Below are 18,846 nucleotides of genomic sequence, written 5' to 3'. Positions count from 1 at the left end.
TCTACCTCACCGCACTCAATATAGTATCAAACAGGCTTTGTGCCGTTGTCAGCACTTTAGCCGAAGCCGCATACGCTTGCTGGAACCGAATCAGGTTGGATGCTTCTTCATCCAGATTTACGCCTGATGTCGACTCAAACAATTCTCTTGATTGACGCTCAATCGCTTCTGCGGCCTTTAAGGATATATCGGCAGAAGCGGATTTTTCACCAATATCGCTCACAATGGTGGAATAAGCTTCATGAAAACTGATCAGGTTGCTACTACCAGAGCCATTATCACGAACCATAGTATCAGCACTTTGCAAATCTGCCATGGCTAAGCCATTCCGGTTATCGTCCGTACCACTGGTATTATAGTTTATGTTGAAGGTATCTCCTGCTTTCGGAACACCTTGAACACTAAAATCGTAGCCTGGGTAATCAGGAAAAGCACCAAAAGGCCAACCAGCGGCGCCCTGCGCCTGGGTCATGATGTTATTGAGATCTGTCGCACCGGCAACAGTGACAATAACCGCACCCCCACTGTCTTGAACTTCAAAACTATTGGTTCCTGTAAACACAATCCTGGCAGGCGCATTACCCGCACCCACACCATTTAACAACCCACCAGCGCCATCAAAAGCCGATGAATTAGCATCAAAAGGCGCTGCTGTATCAACATGGGTATTGGTAACGGTAGTGCCTGTTATTGTTGTATCGCCCAGGTTATTAATGGAAGATTCAATACGCACAGGCATCGCCATAGCCAAATCTTCCGGACGACTCATCAACAAATCAATTTTAGAAGCCGCATCTTTGGTTGGTTGAAACAAAAACTGATCACCAACCGCATAAGCACCGCCATTCGGAAACTCAATTTCCAAACCACCATTAATTGATGAGTAGTTACCCGGCGTGGCGTTAACACCGACCAATGTTTGAGTGATAGGGTTGCCCGCAGTATCTCTAACAGGAGTACCATCCGGGTTCAAGAATGCAACCGTAATATCCAGACTTGGGCCCGCGTTAACCGCGTCAATGGTAATTTGATAATCTGCGCTGGTCAGGCTTGAATGCCCTCCATCTTCCACTCGCGCATTAACCAGTAAAGTGGCTGATGAATTAGCCGTGTAGGTCAAACTTTGAAAGTTAGGTCTAGAGAAAATATCCGCTCCCAACTGACCGTCCAAATCCATACCCAGGTTATTTTGCTCGTTCAAAGCGTCGGTTAAAGCCAAAGCTATCTGCCCTAATTCACGACGACTTGTTTCCAAAATTTCATCACGAAACTTAAACAAACCACCTATTTCGCCACCCAAGTTGGTTTCAGCCAACGGAATATTGACAATATTATTCGGGGTTGTCAGGGTCAGATCTTTACGGTTGATATCGGGGTTACCATTCAACTCAAATACATTGAATGTGCCATCTTCCAATACCAGAGACTGCCCCGTGGTTAAGTTGATTAACGTAGAACCGTCACCGTTATCTCGCGTTTCAATTGCGATCATCTCCGCCAATTCCAGAATGGATAAATCCAACTGGTTCTTTAACGCTCCCGGCTCGCTATATTGATTAGCATGTTGAGTCGTTCTGATTTGGTTATTCAACTGAGCTATATTCTGGATCAACTCGTTAGCACGAGTGATGGTCGTTGTTAGTTGCTCATTCAATTCCTGCTGTTTGTTCTCAAGGAAGCTTTCCATTGTAGAGAACTGACCAATCATAGATTCAGCTTGCCCCAACACCAATTGACGAGCGGCAATATTGGTCGGCTCATCGGTAGCCGTTTGCATGGAACCGAAGAAACGACTCATCGCTGAAGCGATACTGTTCGCTTCATTAGCAAAAATGTTGTCTATTTGGCTGGTTTTCGCCGTATAGGTTTCGTATAAACCCAATACCGACGTATCACGACGATGCTGATTTTGCGCAAATCGGTCAATAACACGTTCGGTTGTTGCACGACCTACGCCACCCAATTCTTGAGTAACATGAGTTGTACGCTCACGAACATAACCTTCGGTGTTTACATTCGCGATGTTCTTACCGGCTGTATTCAACAGCTGGTTTTGCGCTTGTAATCCTGACGATGCAACGGTGAATAAATCAATCACAATAAGTTCCTCGCCTTAACACTCAAATAGAGCTTCGAGCTGATAAAGAAGACAGCTTTTCACTGTTAAATACCGACATCACTTTCTCAGCATATGCCGGGTCAGTTGCATAACCAGCCTGTTGCAACTGCTGAAAGTAGGCCTTGGGTTCGGCTGACTGCTCCACGGCATTGCGATAACGAGGACTGTCTTTAATAAACTGCACATAGTCCTGCATTGACGCATGGAAATCGTCGTAAGAACGAAAAGCCGCTTTTTGTTTCCTAGCTAAACCCTGGTTGTATTCCAGTGTTTCGACCACCTGTTTGTCTCCCGACCAATCGCGGTTAGCTTTGATACCAAACAGGTTATGAGAATTTTCACCGCTGGAAGAATGGATCATGTGTTGACCCCAGCCCGTTTCTACTGCCGCTTGAGCAACAAGCGCTTTAGGATCCAACCCCAACTCTCCGGCCACTTTTTCAGCCACAGGTAATAATGATTCGATAAAGGCTTCGGGTGATTCAAAGGCTGATTTCTTATAAGCCACACCACGACTTGATTCTGCGCGACTTGACTCTGAAGAATCGGAAGACTTCATTACCGGCAAATCCAGTTTTGCAGAAGTGCTGTTCGTGTTACCAGTATGAAAATCTGACATATTCGCACCACTGCGAATAACACTTGCCGATATAACACCACTTCCTTCTGGGTCAAGCTGTTGCATAATGAGTTCCGCCAAACCCAGGTTGCCATTTTTCGCTAAATCAGACGCCATTTGCTGATCTTGCATATCGCGATAAAACTTCACTTGTTGCGAATTAAACGGACTATCTTCATCAGCCAAGGCATCGGTAGCATCACGCATAGATTTCAACATCATGCGAACGAAAATCGCTTCAAACTGCTCAGCCGTTGCTTCCAATGCCTTTCTATCGCCTTTTTGCGCACCTTGGCGCAGCACATCCAAACCTTTGATGTCATAGGCGACTTGAGCTTGGTCGATTTGGCTTTGTACTTGAGCTGACATATCCATGATATTGACCTGCCTGATTAGATAATAATCAACTGACCTTGTAACGCTCCGGCTTCACGTAGCGCTTCAAGAATTGCCATTAAGTCACCCGGCGCAGCACCTACTTCATTCACTGCACGAACTAACTGATCCAAGGTCACACCCGGCTCAAATTTGAACATACGGGTATCATCAAGATTCACGTCGACTATGGATTGTGTCGTCGTTTGCGTTTCCCCCTGCGCAAAAGCATTGGGTTGCGATACGGTTTGATTTTCCGCGATGGTCACTGTCAGCCCACCGTGAGTGATCGCCGCAGGTAACAAGCGCACTTCTTTACCGATAACAATCGTGCCGGTGCGGCTGTTAATAACCACCCGAGCAGGGGCTTCTTCCGGGGTAAATTCAAAATCTTGTAGTGTGGCAAGAAATCCAACTCGCTGACCTACATCGCGTGGAGCAGACACTCGCACTGAAGCAGCATCAATAGGTGTTGCGATCACGTAGCCTTTTGACGGATCCGCTCCCAAACGACGGTTAATCGTTTCAGCCAAATTCTTGGCAGTACCAAAATCCGGGTAATTCAGGTTCAGCGTTAAATAGTCATTGGTCATTAAACCGCTAGGAACACTACGTTCAACAATAGCCCCATTAGCGATACGTCCGACTGTTGGCGTGTTAGAGACAATACGAGAACCATCAGCACCTTCGGCGCCGAAACCACTGACCACCAAACTCCCTTGCGCAATCGCATAAACATTGCCATCGACACCTTTAAGGAAGGTTTGCAACAAGGTTCCACCACGCAAGCTTCCCGCTTCGCCAATAGACGATACGGTAATATCAATGGTTTGACCCGGCTTGATAAATGGCGGCAATTCAGCATGAACCGCTACAGCAGCCACGTTCTTGATTTTTGGCTTGACGTTGCTGGGCAGTGCAATACCGAAATTTGACAACATGGCACGGAAACTTTGTTCAGTGAAGGGACTTTGCTCACCCGTTCCTGGCAAACCGACAACCAAACCATAACCCACTAACTGGTTACTACGCACACCTTGAATGGTGGCAACATCTTTCACGCGTTGAGCCTGAACATTCAGAGGCAACAACAGCATCAATCCCATTAATATCAGTAACTGTTTCATTGTTCTCTCCACGTTCAACTTAAAATGGCCACCAGGACGATGAGAAGAATTTGGTTAACCAGCCTTGTTCCTGGGTTCTGGCAAACTCCCCCGTGCCACTGTATTTGATACGGGCATTGGCGATTTTGGTCGATAACACTTCATTCGCCGGATTAATGTCCGACGGGCGAACAATGCCTGTTAAGCGCAAATACTCATCACCGCTATTGAGGGTTAGCCATTTCTCGCCACGAATAACCAAATTACTGTTGGGCAACACTTGAACCACGGTGACTGAAATGTTGCCATTCAGGTTATTACTCTGATTCGCCTGAGCATCACCTTCAAAGGAATTCGATGTGTTCAAATCCATTTGAATAGACTGGTTGCCAACCGTAACATTCTGCCCACCCAAGCCAATGATTGGCTCGACTGTCATGGCATTGTCACGTCCCATGGTGGTTTTTGCCGACTTGGTCGCGGTGGTGTTTTCACGCAAAATAACCGTGATGATGTCGCCGATTCGGCGCGCTTTTGCGTCGGAATACAGGCTACTACTCATACTTGCCTGAAAAATACTGCCATCATCATTCACTTTTTCTGAGGGCATATCAGGAATAATAGGTGCGTAAAATGGATCATTAGGCATGGGTTCATGATGAGCCGTTGACATACAGCCCGACAGCATTCCAACGGAACACAATGTAATGCTGACTGTTTTTACTAATGACCTCATTTCACTACCCTCACCAAATTCGTTAACTAATGATTAAAGCTGCTGAATAACCTGACTCAACATCTGATCAACCGATGAAATCACTTTGGAGTTCATCTCATACAAACGTTGACTTTCAATCAGATTCACCAGTTCTTCCGTTACGTTCACGTTGGAAGTTTCCAGCGAACCTTGTGCAATTGAACCGATACCGTCCAAACCAGGAATACCCTGAATGGGGTTACCGCTTGCCGCCGTTTCCACATACAGGTTTTGCCCGATTGGCTGCAATCCAGCAGGGTTCAAAAAGTCAGACAGGTTTAACTGTCCAAGTACGATAGGGTCTGCTTGTCCACGAACCGTTGCTGATACTTCACCATCCTGAGAAATGGTGATTTGCTGAGCATCTTCAGGAATAGTAATGTTAGGCTGCAACAGGAAACCCGCGCCCGGAGTAACGATTTGACCTTGGTTATCCAAAGTGAACTGACCGTTTCGGGTATACGCCAAAGAACCGTCAGGTTGCAGAATTTCAAAATATCCACGCCCTTGAATTGACATGTCCAAAGCGTTATCTGTTGTGATCAGGTTACCTTGTGTATGTGCTTTTTGCGTTGCCACAACCTTGCTACCTGCACCTAGCATTAAGCCGGAAGGTAACTCGGTATCTGCAGAAGAACGACCACCGGGTTGATTGATGTTCTGATACAGAAGATCTTCAAAAATAGCGCGATCTTTCTTAAAACCGACCGTACTGGCGTTTGCCAGGTTATTGGAAATGACCGACACATCAGTTTGTGCCGCATCCAATCCAGTTTTACTGATCCATAATGCTGGGTGCATAAGTCACCTCCACCCTGTTTAATCAAATCTAAATATTCGTTAAATAATTCTGAGCAACTGGTTGCCACGCATATCAAGTTCGTCGGCTTTCTTCATGATCTTGACTTGCATCTCGTAATGCTTTTGCAACTCCATTACTTTCATCATTTCATCAATCGGATTGACGTTGCTGGACTCTAAAACGCCACTACGAATTCGTACTGTGGGATCCAGCTCGGCCTCATTGCCGTCTTTGGTTCGGAACAATCCATCTTGACCACGAACCAAATCGCGCACATCAGGATTGACCAACTTCAATCTCCCCAATTCCTCTTGCACGTTCTCTGGCGCGCCTTGAGGGCGAACAGTAATGGTGCCATCTACCGCAAAATTGAGATTATCCAAAGGAAGTGGAAGATAAATCGGGCCGCCATCACCCATGACAGGATTACCATGAGCATCTTGCAACATACCATCTGCCGCAGCCTGGAAACTTCCGGCTCTGGTATAGGCTTCATTGCCTTTAGCATCTTGAACAGCAAACCAACCATCGCCCTGAATGGCTAAGTCCATATCACGGGCGGTTTGAACCATGGAACCACCAGTCATTTTATTGGCATAGCCCTCGGTCATTGCAAAGACACGAGTTGGTAAACCATCACCAAAGGCGGGCATGGCTCTGGCTTGAGTTAGCAGAGCTTTAAAACCTGTAGTCTGAGCATTTGCCAGGTTGTTAGAACGTACCGCAGTACCCAGCAAGTCCTGACTTGCTCCGCTCGCTGCGATATAAAGCATTTTATCCATGACAATAATCTGACGTAATTAATCTTAATCAGACTAAAGCAATGTTGGTGCCAATGTGTACAGAAATAACAAAACAAGCCTGTAAGGCTTATAAATAAAGGATATGGAAGAAGAGATTTTGGAAGGAAGAATGAATTGAGGCCGCTTTTTTGGCGACCTCAACTTCGTACTTACAGTGTCAATTTATCGGATATTCAATACCGTCTGGTTTAACTGGTTATTGACTTCCAACGCTCTTGAATTGGCCTGGAAGTTCCGTTGCGCGATAATCATATCAATCAATTCGGTAGTCAGGTTTACGTTAGCCTGTTCCAACGCCGATGAGTTAATCGTACCGAATGTTCCGGTTGTTGCCTCACCTGCCAAAGCTTCGCCTGACAAAATACTTTCTTTCCATTGTGTATTACCCGCCTGAGTCAAACCTTGCTCGTTAGCAAAACGAACCAGCGCAACTCGAGTAATCGGTGTGGAAGTACCATTCGAGAAGGTTGCACGAACCAAACCGTCAGGGCCGATATCGATACCAGTCAATCGACCTACTGGCAAACCATTTTGCTCCAGTGACGTTACCTCAAAGTTAGAAGCAAACTGAGTCGGTTCATCTGGTGTTGCGTTCGCGGCATCCAATGCAAAGTCCAAAGTAATTTGTTGCGTAGTAGATGCACCATTATTGATAGGTGGATTACCTAATGGCATGGTCACTACGTCACCTGTAGGTTGAAATGTACCTTGTGAGTTTTGAATACCCGTGAAGTCACCACCTGGGCTAAATACCATTCTGAACGCAGGAATACCTGGCGCGGAAAAGGTTGTCCCAACCGTATTTGCAGCGATGGCACCAGCAAAGCCGGTTCCGGTGTCATCGGTGATTTCGATAGGCGTATTATCTACTTCAACCGTAACCAACCATTCGTTAGTCGCGCCCGCATCCTTCATGAAGTAATACGTCATTACGTGTGAATCACCTAGCGAGTCATAAATGGTCACTGAGGTAGATGCATTGAAAGTTAACGGATCCGCCGGATTAAATAACAATGGATCAACACCATTAACACCCGCCGGCAAGTTCATTCTCATATCAACAGCAGAAGTTGGTGTTGGAGAGCCAGATGAATCCGGAATACGTACCGGTGTTGCGGTACTTAATGCAACTGATGCTGATGTACCATCGGCGTTTACCGGGAATCCCAATAGGTTGTCACCATTGGAATTAACAACAAAGTTGTCGTCATTCAGTTTGAATTGGCCTGCTCGAGTAAAAGAGAAATCTCGAGATGTTTGCTCAGGAACCGTGGCAAAAAAGCCGTTTCCGGTAACCGCCAAATCCAAGGCATTGTTCGTGAACTGCAAGCTACCTTGTGAGAACTGTTGCGCGACTTCATTAGTCAACACACCGTCACCCACTTTAGTTCTGCCGCCCGACAATAATGATGCAGCAAATACATCGCCAAACTCGGCTCGAGATTCTTTAAAACCAACCGTATTAACGTTCGCAATGTTATTGGCTGTAGTATCCAAATCTTTCTGAGCAGCAGAAACTCCACTCAGTGCTATATTAAAGGACATTCGTATTCTCCTCTTGGATTTTTATCAACCGCCGACCCGTATAACATCAGCAAGTTTAATATTCTGATCACCCGCTAAATTCAGGATGACACCATCAGTTCCACTGCCAGTCAGACTCACGCTTGTAACTCGGCGGTTAATGCCAAATTGCAATGCTTCGTCCTGACCATTCACTGTTCCCTGTATTTTTATTTTGTAATCGCCAGGGGGAACGAGATATCCATTGTTATCTGTACCATCCCAGCCAAAATCGATACTGCCAGCATATTGGTTGCCGACATCAATATTGCGGATAACCTGCCCGGCCTGATCTTCAATGATAATTTGCACATCTTTCATATCATCAGCGGCAACCGCAGATCCTGTTACCTGAGCTTCCATCACCACATCCAGTGACTGGTTTTGCCCACCCACAGTGCCATTGGCTTCAATGATATATTTTCCGCGAGGCAAGAAGTTGCCGTAGTCGTCAGTACCATCCCAACCAAATGAGATATTACCCGCGCTCTGTGAACCGCCTTCAATCGTTCTGACCACCTGACCATATTCATCAGTTATTTGAATCTGCAGGTTTTCTACATCTGTTTCAGCAACGATCGCTCCATACACATTGCCTTCTTTCCAAGTTGTACCTGAATCGGCATTAACCAGAACTTCCTGGCCAATCAAGCTACTTGCCTGAAGAGCCTGATTCGAGTTCATGGACTGAGCAAAAGCATCAAATTTATCATTCAGCCTGGATAAGCTGTCTGCCATTGTGAAACTCGTCATCTGGGCAACCATTTGATCATTGTCTACCGGTTTGGTGGGATCCTGATTCGACAATTGCTCAGTTAACATGGCGAAGAAGTCTTCCTGCGATAGTTGTGAATTACTATTATCAGCAACCGGAACAGCATCTTCAGAGGGCCAGTATAGCCCTGTATCTAAACCACTTATGCTAGACATTATTTACCCCTAACGACCTTGACCGAGCATCAGAACACGACTAAAAATTCGCTTGGTTGTATCGGCAACCTGAACATTGGTTTCATAGCTTTTTGACGCTGACATCATGTCTGCCATTTCCTCAACGATGTTAACGTTAGGCTTGTAGATGTAGCCATTTTCATCAGCCATTGGGTGACCCGGTGAATACTCAACCTGCAAAGGCTTCTGACTTTCAACCACACCCAACACCTCAACACCAGTCCCTCTCGTTTGATCCTGATTGGCTTGATCCAATGCAGCAGCAAAAACCGGGTGACGCGCCTTGTATGTTTGATCGTAACTACTGCTGACACTATTCGCGTTTGCCACATTACTGGCTGTTGTATTCAAGCGAACATTTTCTGCATGCATTCCTGTAGCAGCGATATTCATTACATTAAACAGGCTCATGATTAGTGCCCTCCACCTACATTATTTGCCTAAGGCAAAGTCAAAAAACTCTTCGATACCCACCATCATTGGCAGTACCAGCTCGGCAATGATTGCCGCTTATGATGCTTTTTTATTGGAGAAAGCAAACTCCGTACCAATACAAAAAATACCGTTCAAAAAGACTTACTCGCTTATGACTGACCGCCAGTGAGAGCCTTCTTAAAACCTTTAAATTTGCCATCAAGAAACTGCAAGCTGGCTTGGTAACGCAGGCCGTTGTCCAAAAACATATTTCTTTCTTTTTGAACTTCTACGTTATTGCCATCACCTGTATCAGGTTGATTCGTTTCTCTAAACTGAATTTCGCGAGGAAGCGCACTGCTGCTAGCAGACAAGTGTTTTTCGTTTGTTCTGGTCAGGTTGTGCTGCTGCCCATAAGTTGCACTCCTCATTGCTTCCTGAAAATTAATATCTCGCGCTTTGTATCCGGGAGTATTGGCATTAGCGAGGTTTCCAGCAATAACCTCCATGCGGTCATTACGCACGTTAACAGCCCGTTGATGAAAAGCAGTCAGCCTATCTAAACTAATCGCCATTGCTTTACTCCCCTTTGAAATATCTAAAACGAAATTTTTGAAACCGCAGTATGTTTAAAACTAAAGCGTCAAAAATTTATTCAGTTAATGCCAGAATCTGGCTTTGTTGTGACTTTGTCGGATCAAAGCAAACTTGATGCCAAGAATGGGATAGCAAAACAAAAAAAAGGATAGTATTTATATTGAAAGCCTTATAAATAAAGGCTTAAAAGAGAAATGAACTAACAACAAAAACGCTAAATTGGCGCTTTAAAAAAGGAGAGTGATACTCTCCTTTTCAATACACAAAACTACTTCTTGGAGTAATACAATCCAGGCGGGCAACGTATTAAATTGAAGTCGTTTGACAACCCAGACATAGATTCAGAAGCGCCAAGAAATAAAGCCCCTTCGTGGTTTAGTGTCGAGGCGATACGAGACAATATTGTTGATTTCATTTCTGATGAAAAATAAATCAACACATTACGGCAAAACACGATATCAAAACGCCCAAGGGATGAAATAGGATCCAGCAAATTCAACGAACGAAAACTCACCATACGCTTGAGTTCGCTTTTCACCGCCAACACCCCGTCACCCACCGAGTCAAAAAACTGACGCTTACGTTCTTCTGATAAGCCACGAGACAATGACAGGCTATCATAGGCACCTTCTTTACATCTATTCAGCATCTCAGATGAAATATCGGTTCCCAAAATTTGTACTCCGCCAGGAAAGGCACTTGGATAACGACGCTGAAATTCCAACACTGTCATTGCCAGAGAATAGGGTTCCTGTCCGGAAGAACAAGCGGCGCTCCAAATTTTCAGAGGCTGTTTGCGATCCTTAAACTTTGGAAAGATTTCTTCGGCTAAGAGCTGAAAAGGGTAACTATCACGAAACCATAGGGTTTCGTTCGTGGTCATCGCATCAACCACTTCATCAACCAATCCTTTGCATTTTTCATTGACCACTTCATCAACGACATCAGAAAGGTTGATATAACCATGCTTACGCATTAATGGTGAAAGACGACTGCGCACCAAATACTGCTTGTTTTCTCCAAGCACAATACCACAGCGTCGCTCCAGAAAATCTCTAAAGCGCACATAATCGCCATCACAAATCTGTTTATCTGGCACTACGTAAGATTCCTATAAAAAGCTTAATGCCAACAGCGAAGAACACACCGCTTTCAACAAATAGACAGGGTAAGCACCCGGACAGGTGCTTACAAACTTACAACTCATATGAGCGAAAACGAATTCCTAACAGCCTAAAGCATAGACGTATTAGCTAGCATCCATCCACTTTTGAACTGATGCAGCCAATTCATCGGGGTGAAATTTAGCAATAAAGTCGTCTGCACCGACCTTTTGAACCATTGCCTGATTGAAGACGCCACTCAACGACGTATGCAATATTACATGAAGTTTAGCTAACTCAGGCGTACTTTTAATTTCAGCGGTTAAGGTGTAACCATCCATCTCTGGCATTTCAATATCTGAAACCAAAACAGCAACTTTATCTGTTATATCTCCAGTTTCAGATGCGATCTCTTTTAATCTGACCAACGCTTCCCTTCCATCTTTAGCCATCTCAATATCCATACCCAAGCTAGACAATGCCTTTTTAACCTGGCTACGGGCAACAGATGAATCGTCTGCAATAAAGATGATCTTACCGCGAGGGTTTTCTACATGGATATTTTCAGCAAACTTTTGACTCACTTCAGCGTTAGCTGGAGAGATTTCATTCAGAATTTTTTCAACATCCAGAATTTCGATAAGTTCTTTATCAACTTCTGTCACTGCCGTTAGATAACTAGCCTTCCCCGTACCTTCCGGTGGAGGCATTATGGATTCCCAGTTGATATTAATGATACGTTCAACCGATGAAACCAAAAATCCTTGAACCGTTCTGTTGTATTCAGCAATAACAATAAATGCGTTACTAATATCCTGTATCGCTCTTCCCCCTGTTGCCAGGCTCATATCGATAACAGAAATGGTTTGTCCACGAATATGCGCAACACCACGAATCAATGAATTTGATTTGGGAATGCTGGTTAACTGTGGACACTGCAATACTTCTCGCACCTTGAATACATTGATTCCATAGCGCTGTTTGCCTTGTAGCTTGAATAGCAATAATTCAAGTCGGTTTTGGCCTACCAATTGGGTGCGTTGATTTACTGAGTCTAATATTCCAGCCATAAATTCCTCGATTCGAGTCAAACAGGCGCAAAACTTGCAAACAAAACTTTAATAGCCTTTGTTGGTGAATAAAGTTTTGCATACTGCCTGAATATTGACGTTATCAATATTTCGTAAGTTGCCTTATACAAAAGCATAGCCAACTTGAAGACAAACGAACATGAAAAATATACCTGAGATGATGAAAATATTAAAATATTCCTTACTCGGTCTTGCGTTAGCGGTTCAAGGTCACAGTGTTGCACAAGAAAATCCTTCGCATCAACTTGTTGTTGAGGCTGCAGAATCCTTTGTTCGCAACAATATTCCCCAAACGGATGACTCAATTATTACCGTTGAAGCTAATAGCATCGATCCCAGGTTAAATATTCCAGTGTGTCCATTACCATTAGAGGTTTCTAATAGCTCAGGCACACTCATGCAAAGCAATGTCACTGTAAAAGTAAGTTGTCCAAGTAACAATTGGTTCATTTATACAGTAGTTAATGTTAACGAAGTTCAACCTGTGGTAGTTCCTAATACCGCATTATCTCCAGGAAGTGTGTTAACAGCCGATGATTTAGATGTTGTACAGGTTGATAAGAAGCGCTTGCGGGGAAGTACCTACACTAGTGTAGAATCCTTGATTGGCGCGCGCTTGAAACGACGCAGTCGGCCAAATCAACCGATCACTCCAAACATGCTGTGCTTTGTTTGCAAAGGGGACTCTATTGTTATTATGGCGGAAGTATCAGGTATGAAAATAAAAACTTCCGGAATAGCTGAACAAGATGGCAATATTGGTGATACAATCCTCGTTAAGAACCGCCGCTCCAAGAAGGTTATTGACGCGAAAGTAGTCAGCGTTAATCAGGTACAGGTGCATATCTAGTGAAGTCTGCTAGAATGCTGGTTAGCAGTAATGTAAAAGCAAATGTACAAGGGCTTGCGGCATTCCGGGGCAATCTATTGCCGACACCTTTAAATATTGTAAAAACCCTAAAGTTAATTAGAGTTATGCCGATACAAAGGCTGAGGTAATCAAAGTAGTGGAAAATAGTTATGGCTATCAATAATGTAGGCAACACAAATCACAAGCCTCAGTTGGAGAGTCAGAAACTCAATCAACAGCAGCAGGCTCAAAATCAGGCAGCAAGTGCCCAAAAAGCACAAGCTAATGCCGTTGCAGCACCTAGACAAGATTCTGTGTCATTGACTCAGTCTGCCCAGCAGATGACTCAGGTACAGAAGAAAGGCACTGACGCACCAGTGAATCAGGAAAAAGTGGATAAGCTGAAAAAGGCTATCCAAAGCGGGGAATACCGCATTAATCCTGAAGCACTTGCACAGAAAATTGCGAAACTGGAAGCCGACATGTTCGGGCTGTCTAAGAACTAATAACGTTAAGAGCAGTATCCTGAATGTCATTAACTGAAGTCATCACACAACAAATAGCTTTGCTTTCAAAGCTAAAAATGTTGCTTGATAGTGAGCTTCAATTAATCAGCACTCGTGATGCTGAGGCGCTATTGAATTTGGTTGAACAAAAACAAAAAGTGTTAAACGAAATTCAAGAGCAGGATCAACGTATTTCAGAATTGTATGATCCGAACAAACCTCAGTCAGATGAAGTGTCGGCTCTTTTTGAGCAAGCCAAGTCTTTGCTGGAAGATTGTAAATACAGCACAGAAGTGAATTCTAAAGCCGTTGAACAAGGCCAGCTTCGACTAGAGCACCTGCGTAAAGTGCTTATTGAAGCGCGTAATCGTGAGTCAATGACCTACGATAAAAGCGGTCGCGCTCAAGGTGGTACCGCGCTAAAAGGCATTAAAGCCTAGTTTATCTTTCCTTTTTCATCTCCCTTTTCATTTTCTTCTCTACATCTAATATAGAATACTTCCTAGCTATCCAGTTCATACGAACCAATCGCCTAATACGAATCAAGAGATTAATACGAATTAGCCCTGTCTTGCTTAAATAAGCTGATTTGATCTCTTCTCCCATTTTGATTCTTCTACAAATTTAATCATGGCTCTTTGATACCATAAGAAGGAGAAGACCATCATATTTGTTTAGATAAAAAAAGCCCCACCGTACAATGTACTGGTGGGGAACGCTGAAGGAAGGTTTTAACGAAAACCAAATACCAAAATCGGACTAATCTGCTTTTCAAAACGATTAGAAGTAAGTCACGTCCTTAATGCGTCTTGGACGAGACGTTGAAATGTAAATGTCGTATACCTTTCTAAAATCCAGGCTTAATTCCGTTGCATAGGTGTCCTCACCAACGGGATAGGTTTTCACCACTTCTGCCCCACGAATAATGCCTTGCACAGTGGATTTCAAATTCGTATCTGTCATTACCAAGTTAGCTAACGATTGATTGCCGCCAATCTTTTGGCCATACACTTGCTCAGTTAACTCTCGATAGGCATCAAGCTTTGACGCTTTGATTGCCATCAACATCTTTATAGAGTCGCTTTCGCCAGGTTGAGCTGAAACAGGGGCATATCCAACTGCAGTGAGCACAGGATATGATTCGGGTTCAACGTATTCCCATTCCACCTGCTTATCAAAAACCGTCGAACACCCGCTCAAACCGAGTAATCCAACCAATAAACACACCTTGGCATTCATAATGCACCTCTATTTAGCTCAGACAGCGACTACCACTTGTTCTAAACAGCCGCTAAATGTAAACGTCAATGAGCCGACACTTATATCATCTGCACCAACTCAATTTTCTTTAGCCAAGCAATACCCATGCCTAAAAAGACAAGCATTACCATAAATTTAATATTTTTTCTGAATCTTTGTCATTTCGGTATGAAAAATGCTTACTCCCCATCATGCTAACCAACATCGGTTAATAAGCGTCATAAATTGATACATCAAGTTATTAATTAAGCACGATGAGTGCCATGACGGTGAAATTATTGAAATGGTAACGTTATGAATAAACTGATTAAGTTCTGGTTATTATTGAGTCTGTCATCGCTAAGCTTTAGCAGCTCCGCTATTTGGTTTGAGGCGACCGGCCAAGCCGCCATCCATAACAATAACAAAGAAATGGCCAGGCAGCGTGCCACGCAAGAAGCCATTCAACAGGCACTACTTTTTTCAGGAGCCTCTGTGCGTAGTGTGCAAACCATGGCACACGGCTTACTCAAAGATGACCGCTTTGAAGTGCGTGCCAGTGGTGAAGTCAGCAGCATCGAATTGGTTAATGAACTGATAGAAGATGACTATGTCACAGTCACTATCCGAGCTGACATTTTTCCTCAGGACACTCAATGCAAATCCTCAGATTATAAGAAAAGTGTTATTACCACCTGGTTTCCGCTCGAAAACCGTCAACAAGCCGCTTTTGGCAACATTTTCGACATCGGCCAACCCATTGCTGGTTTATTAAAAGAAGAGTTTGATATGTATTCCCGATACGCCGGGATCACCAAAGTCGAATCCTTCTACTTCTCCCCTCATGAACAACAAGTTCAACACCGAGCCATGGATATCGCTCGCAAAAATGGAGGGCAATTTGTATTACTTGGTAGTGTCAAAAATCTGAGCATAGAGGAAGCAGAAGAATCCTACAGCGATTATTTGACGTTTTGGAACAGCAAATCCCCTACCCGCAATATCGCTTTTCACATGAAGCTTATCGACGGCTCCACTGGCGAATTACTCATGGACAAGATATTTAGAAACCGAGTTGAATGGACATTCGACCGTTTTGAATCGGTTGACGTTCGTAGCGGTAAATTATGGGATTCCGCCTTTGGTAACGGCGTAAAACAAATATTGCAAGACATCGCTCAGGAAGTCGATGAAACCGTCAGTTGTATACCCGCCTATGGTCGAATCATAGAAGTAAGAAACAATCAGGTCGCAGCCAATATTGGTTCATCGCAAGGCGTAAAACAGGGGGATGAATTAAAGATCTTCCAAATGCGTCAGTTCTTCACCCCAACCGGCGAACCTCATTACCAGTACGACATCCACCCTGTCACTATGGTGGTCGCCAAGGTCTACCACAATTCATCCGTATTACGTCCTAATAACGGCATGCCTTTGGCAAATATTCAACCAAACGACTTCGTGGTCAGGCAGTAGCACTTTTCTTATACACAGCCTCATGTTTACAATAAAGGCATGAGGCTATTCCTCAAAAAGTCCCCATAGTTTAATGGATAAAACAAGGTCCTCCTAAGACTTAGATGCAGGTTCGATTCCTGCTGGGGACGCCATGACATAGTGTAGAATTTATCATTAACACCCGCTAACTAACCTGATGTATTGATGTTCTCCCATTTTGATTGTTCTACAAATTCAATCATGGCACTTTGATGCCGTAAGAAGGAGTATAGAATGTGAGGTGGCATGACTATCAAGCGACTTTGTCGCAATAACGATATGAATAATACTCTGCCATAAAAATCAGCTCTGGAACCAAGACAAATGAGATAAAAATTCCACTTTTTCCAGTCTCAGTTCCACGGTAATTAACACTCAGATAAAAAAGGATTGTCCAGATTAGCAGAGAGATTCCTCAACATACTTTTGGCTTTTCGTTGTCTCTGGTGAAGTCAAAATCACACCATCTAATATTTTAAGCTGAGTAGTGGCTCTGTCTGCATATCGTGATTCATGTGTAACCATACAAATAGTGGTGCCATTTTGATTTAGCTCATCAAGCACATCCATGATTTGGTCACCGGTATTTGAATCCAGGTTACCGGTTGCCTCATCAACCAGCAAAATAGCGGGCTCTGCCACCAATGCGCGGGCAATAGCAATGCGTTGTTGTTGACCACCAGACAATTGATTGGGCTTATGCTGGCTGCGATGAGTCATGTTTACCATTTCCAGGCACTTATCTACACGCTGCTTGATTTCAGAGACACTCAGTTTAGTCTTGCTATAACGCAGAGGTAACGCAACATTGTCAAATACGGAAATTTCATCAATCAGGTTAAAAGACTGAAAGATAAAACCAATTTTGCTATTTCTGATCTCGGCAGCTTCATCCAGTGAAAGGTTCTCCACATTGACACCTTCAATCAGATACTCGCCACTAGAAGGGATGTCCAACAATCCAAGTAAAGATAACAAAGTGGACTTACCACACCCTGATGGGCCGGAAATGGAAACATAGTCACCAGCTGAAATCGTCAGGTTAACATCTTTAAGTGCATGAGTTTCCATATCTTCTGTTTCAAAGACCTTGGAGATGTTTTTCATTTGAATTTTGATGTCGCTCATGATGCGTTTCCTACTTATAAACTTCTAACTTTATTTAAGATTTAATGGTTAGTTCTGATGTAGTATTTTTCAGATTAGGTAAATCTGAAATGATAAACACATCACCCACGTCTGCACCGGATATGATTTCAATATAGCGGCCTGCCTGACGCCCCAATTCCAGAGTCCGAAGATGCGCCGAAGAACCTCCTGTATCTAATCTGTATAAAGAAATTTCACTGTAAGGCTGGACATTCGCAGGACGTTTTATGTAATAAATTTGCTTTAATGTATCCGCTGTAATAGTAGCGTCTACGTTTAGCTGAGGTCTGGCACTGGCAGGCAAATTAGCGGGCAATGCAATTTCAATTTCTACCGTATTGTCCTGCACTATAGGATCTATGCGGGTAACCTTACCAGGAATTCGATCCTGTCGAGTGTTGATCATGGCACTTTGGCCCACAACCACTTGTTGAACCTGACTTTGAGACACTCTGATAAGAGCAATCAAATCCGTCACACTACCAATTAAGGCGATTTCCTGTCCAGACGCTAAACTTTGACCAAGTTCCACTGAAAGCCGTTGCAGAACGCCAGTAAAACCTGCTTTTACCTCCAAGGCATCCAGACGAGACTGAGCAATGTTTAATCTTCCCTGTTGTTGTTTAACTCGCTCCTTTTGAATATTGACAGACTCTTCGTGAACCAACTTCAACTGTTCTATGCGCTGTTCCAGAATTTCAATACGTTTTGCCAACTGACGTTCTTCTAAAACGGACTCCTGATAAGCCAGCTGCGACACTATGCCTTCTACAATCAGTTTTTCCTCTGCCTGGCGATTTAGCACAGCAGTTTCGTAACGAGCGGTCATCTCTGCCAAATTGGCAGTTTCGTTTAATATTTCCCGCTGATTATTCAGTTTCAACTGACGCAAATTAGCATTAGTTTGTACCAGTTCTTGCTGTGCATTTTCCACTTCTTGAGCTAATTCAGGGTTATCCAGACGAACAATAACACTGCCAGCGGTTACCTCAGCTCCCGGCTTCAATACAATCTCTTTTACTGTGGCCGGAGTTAATGTCGTTAAGAGCTGTTGTTTGTTTGAGCTTAGCACCCCAAAACCTTCAGTGATGACCTCCAGATCACCCTTTTCAACACGCTCAATCAGAAGATCGTTGCGAGATACAGATACGACACTAGCGGTTTGTGCTGCCCATATAAGTAAAATGCCAACAAAAACGGTAGCCGAAACAATCAGCTGATATTTCCTGGTAAACTTTTTATTTTGTGTTTTATTTTTAATTACATCCATTAAACCCGGCCCCTTCTAAACATAACCTCTTGATG

Annotated in this window: 19 protein-coding genes and 1 tRNA gene; 5 read left to right on the top strand and 15 right to left on the bottom strand. The window is 43.8% G+C overall.

All coding sequences use genetic code 11. The features are described 5' to 3' along the window. Nucleotide 1: 1 nt before the first annotated feature. From flgK to KIH87_RS03680, 12 genes are all read right to left on the bottom strand, one after another. Complete coding sequence (gene flgK, locus KIH87_RS03735; protein WP_232360194.1) at nucleotides 2-2,098, bottom strand: flagellar hook-associated protein FlgK; 2,097 nt, start codon at nucleotides 2,096-2,098, stop codon at nucleotides 2-4. A gap of 22 nt (nucleotides 2,099-2,120) precedes the next feature. Then, nucleotides 2,121-3,113, bottom strand: coding sequence for a flagellar assembly peptidoglycan hydrolase FlgJ (flgJ, locus tag KIH87_RS03730; protein ID WP_232360193.1), 993 nt, complete (start codon nucleotides 3,111-3,113; stop codon nucleotides 2,121-2,123). A gap of 17 nt (nucleotides 3,114-3,130) precedes the next feature. Beyond that, complete coding sequence (locus KIH87_RS03725; RefSeq protein WP_232360192.1) at nucleotides 3,131-4,240, bottom strand: flagellar basal body P-ring protein FlgI; 1,110 nt, start codon at nucleotides 4,238-4,240, stop codon at nucleotides 3,131-3,133. Between the two features lie 19 nt (nucleotides 4,241-4,259). Further along, nucleotides 4,260-4,955 (bottom strand): flagellar basal body L-ring protein FlgH, encoded by a 696-nt coding sequence (flgH, locus tag KIH87_RS03720; protein WP_232360191.1) that lies wholly within the window; start codon nucleotides 4,953-4,955, stop codon nucleotides 4,260-4,262. A gap of 33 nt (nucleotides 4,956-4,988) precedes the next feature. Then, complete coding sequence (flgG, locus tag KIH87_RS03715; protein ID WP_232360190.1) at nucleotides 4,989-5,777, bottom strand: flagellar basal-body rod protein FlgG; 789 nt, start codon at nucleotides 5,775-5,777, stop codon at nucleotides 4,989-4,991. Nucleotides 5,778-5,816: 39 nt separating this feature from the next. Then, entirely contained in the window at nucleotides 5,817-6,560 is a 744-nt protein-coding gene (gene flgF, locus KIH87_RS03710; protein WP_232360189.1) for a flagellar basal-body rod protein FlgF, read from the bottom strand. Between the two features lie 183 nt (nucleotides 6,561-6,743). Then, nucleotides 6,744-8,126 carry a flagellar hook protein FlgE gene (gene flgE / locus KIH87_RS03705; protein ID WP_232360188.1) on the bottom strand — a complete coding sequence of 461 codons (1,383 nt, stop codon included), beginning with the start codon at nucleotides 8,124-8,126 and terminating at the stop codon, nucleotides 6,744-6,746. 24 nt (nucleotides 8,127-8,150) lie between these two features. Next, nucleotides 8,151-9,074 (bottom strand): FlgD immunoglobulin-like domain containing protein, encoded by a 924-nt coding sequence (locus KIH87_RS03700; RefSeq protein WP_232360187.1) that lies wholly within the window; start codon nucleotides 9,072-9,074, stop codon nucleotides 8,151-8,153. 9 nt (nucleotides 9,075-9,083) lie between these two features. Continuing rightward, a complete protein-coding gene (flgC, locus tag KIH87_RS03695; RefSeq protein ID WP_232360186.1) occupies nucleotides 9,084-9,506 on the bottom strand; it encodes a flagellar basal body rod protein FlgC in 423 nt (140 codons plus the stop codon). Nucleotides 9,507-9,679: 173 nt separating this feature from the next. Then, nucleotides 9,680-10,084, bottom strand: coding sequence for a flagellar basal body rod protein FlgB (gene flgB / locus KIH87_RS03690; RefSeq protein ID WP_232360185.1), 405 nt, complete (start codon nucleotides 10,082-10,084; stop codon nucleotides 9,680-9,682). A 290-nt stretch (nucleotides 10,085-10,374) separates the two neighbouring features. Then, complete coding sequence (locus KIH87_RS03685; RefSeq protein ID WP_232360184.1) at nucleotides 10,375-11,205, bottom strand: CheR family methyltransferase; 831 nt, start codon at nucleotides 11,203-11,205, stop codon at nucleotides 10,375-10,377. A 150-nt stretch (nucleotides 11,206-11,355) separates the two neighbouring features. Beyond that, complete coding sequence (locus tag KIH87_RS03680) at nucleotides 11,356-12,279, bottom strand: chemotaxis protein CheV (protein ID WP_232360183.1); 924 nt, start codon at nucleotides 12,277-12,279, stop codon at nucleotides 11,356-11,358. Between the two features lie 160 nt (nucleotides 12,280-12,439). Between KIH87_RS03680 and flgA the strand changes: the two genes are divergently transcribed. The 3 genes from flgA to KIH87_RS03665 all read left to right on the top strand — a co-directional run bounded on the left by flgA (nucleotide 12,440) and on the right by KIH87_RS03665 (nucleotide 14,096). Beyond that, nucleotides 12,440-13,150 (top strand): flagellar basal body P-ring formation chaperone FlgA, encoded by a 711-nt coding sequence (flgA, locus tag KIH87_RS03675; RefSeq protein ID WP_232360182.1) that lies wholly within the window; start codon nucleotides 12,440-12,442, stop codon nucleotides 13,148-13,150. 170 nt (nucleotides 13,151-13,320) lie between these two features. Next, nucleotides 13,321-13,656: a flagellar biosynthesis anti-sigma factor FlgM gene (gene flgM, locus KIH87_RS03670; protein WP_232360181.1), complete on the top strand. Its 336-nt coding sequence runs from the start codon at nucleotides 13,321-13,323 to the stop codon at nucleotides 13,654-13,656. Between the two features lie 23 nt (nucleotides 13,657-13,679). Then, complete coding sequence (locus tag KIH87_RS03665) at nucleotides 13,680-14,096, top strand: flagella synthesis protein FlgN (protein WP_232360180.1); 417 nt, start codon at nucleotides 13,680-13,682, stop codon at nucleotides 14,094-14,096. Between the two features lie 340 nt (nucleotides 14,097-14,436). Here KIH87_RS03665 and KIH87_RS03660 read toward each other — a convergent pair whose 3' ends face one another. Beyond that, entirely contained in the window at nucleotides 14,437-14,895 is a 459-nt protein-coding gene (locus KIH87_RS03660) for an LPP20 family lipoprotein (RefSeq protein ID WP_232360179.1), read from the bottom strand. Nucleotides 14,896-15,210: 315 nt separating this feature from the next. Here KIH87_RS03660 and KIH87_RS03655 point away from each other — a divergent pair, with 315 nt between their 5' ends. Together KIH87_RS03655 and KIH87_RS03650 are read left to right on the top strand one after the other, a co-directional pair. After that, nucleotides 15,211-16,371 carry a flagellar assembly protein T N-terminal domain-containing protein gene (locus KIH87_RS03655; RefSeq protein WP_232360178.1) on the top strand — a complete coding sequence of 387 codons (1,161 nt, stop codon included), beginning with the start codon at nucleotides 15,211-15,213 and terminating at the stop codon, nucleotides 16,369-16,371. A 59-nt stretch (nucleotides 16,372-16,430) separates the two neighbouring features. Beyond that, nucleotides 16,431-16,505, top strand: a tRNA-Arg gene (locus KIH87_RS03650). Between the two features lie 286 nt (nucleotides 16,506-16,791). On the opposite strand, the gene KIH87_RS03645 is transcribed toward KIH87_RS03650, so the two are convergent. Beyond that, complete coding sequence (locus tag KIH87_RS03645) at nucleotides 16,792-17,520, bottom strand: ABC transporter ATP-binding protein (protein ID WP_232360177.1); 729 nt, start codon at nucleotides 17,518-17,520, stop codon at nucleotides 16,792-16,794. 34 nt (nucleotides 17,521-17,554) lie between these two features. Continuing rightward, nucleotides 17,555-18,811 (bottom strand): efflux RND transporter periplasmic adaptor subunit, encoded by a 1,257-nt coding sequence (locus tag KIH87_RS03640; RefSeq protein ID WP_232360176.1) that lies wholly within the window; start codon nucleotides 18,809-18,811, stop codon nucleotides 17,555-17,557. Between the last annotated feature and the right edge of the window lie 35 nt (nucleotides 18,812-18,846).

Source organism: Paraneptunicella aestuarii (assembly GCF_019900845.1).
Classification (GTDB): domain Bacteria; phylum Pseudomonadota; class Gammaproteobacteria; order Enterobacterales; family Alteromonadaceae; genus Paraneptunicella; species Paraneptunicella aestuarii.
Note: the sequence above shows the minus strand (reverse complement) of the source record. Positions and strands in the feature narration are given on the sequence as shown.

Coding starts and splice junctions, on each gene's coding strand:
- KIH87_RS03700 (WP_232360187.1), bottom strand. CDS start 9,074: ATGTCTAGCATAAGTGGTTTAGATACAGGGCTATACTGGCCCTCTGAA.
- flgA (WP_232360182.1), top strand. CDS start 12,440: ATGAAAAATATACCTGAGATGATGAAAATATTAAAATATTCCTTACTC.
- flgB (WP_232360185.1), bottom strand. CDS start 10,084: ATGGCGATTAGTTTAGATAGGCTGACTGCTTTTCATCAACGGGCTGTT.
- flgE (WP_232360188.1), bottom strand. CDS start 8,126: ATGTCCTTTAATATAGCACTGAGTGGAGTTTCTGCTGCTCAGAAAGAT.
- KIH87_RS03725 (WP_232360192.1), bottom strand. CDS start 4,240: ATGAAACAGTTACTGATATTAATGGGATTGATGCTGTTGTTGCCTCTG.
- KIH87_RS03645 (WP_232360177.1), bottom strand. CDS start 17,520: ATGAGCGACATCAAAATTCAAATGAAAAACATCTCCAAGGTCTTTGAA.
- KIH87_RS03640 (WP_232360176.1), bottom strand. CDS start 18,811: ATGGATGTAATTAAAAATAAAACACAAAATAAAAAGTTTACCAGGAAA.
- KIH87_RS03680 (WP_232360183.1), bottom strand. CDS start 12,279: ATGGCTGGAATATTAGACTCAGTAAATCAACGCACCCAATTGGTAGGC.
- KIH87_RS03655 (WP_232360178.1), top strand. CDS start 15,211: ATGAATAAACTGATTAAGTTCTGGTTATTATTGAGTCTGTCATCGCTA.
- flgJ (WP_232360193.1), bottom strand. CDS start 3,113: ATGGATATGTCAGCTCAAGTACAAAGCCAAATCGACCAAGCTCAAGTC.
- flgH (WP_232360191.1), bottom strand. CDS start 4,955: ATGAGGTCATTAGTAAAAACAGTCAGCATTACATTGTGTTCCGTTGGA.
- KIH87_RS03665 (WP_232360180.1), top strand. CDS start 13,680: ATGTCATTAACTGAAGTCATCACACAACAAATAGCTTTGCTTTCAAAG.
- KIH87_RS03660 (WP_232360179.1), bottom strand. CDS start 14,895: ATGAATGCCAAGGTGTGTTTATTGGTTGGATTACTCGGTTTGAGCGGG.
- flgG (WP_232360190.1), bottom strand. CDS start 5,777: ATGCACCCAGCATTATGGATCAGTAAAACTGGATTGGATGCGGCACAA.
- flgM (WP_232360181.1), top strand. CDS start 13,321: ATGGCTATCAATAATGTAGGCAACACAAATCACAAGCCTCAGTTGGAG.
- flgC (WP_232360186.1), bottom strand. CDS start 9,506: ATGAGCCTGTTTAATGTAATGAATATCGCTGCTACAGGAATGCATGCA.
- flgF (WP_232360189.1), bottom strand. CDS start 6,560: ATGGATAAAATGCTTTATATCGCAGCGAGCGGAGCAAGTCAGGACTTG.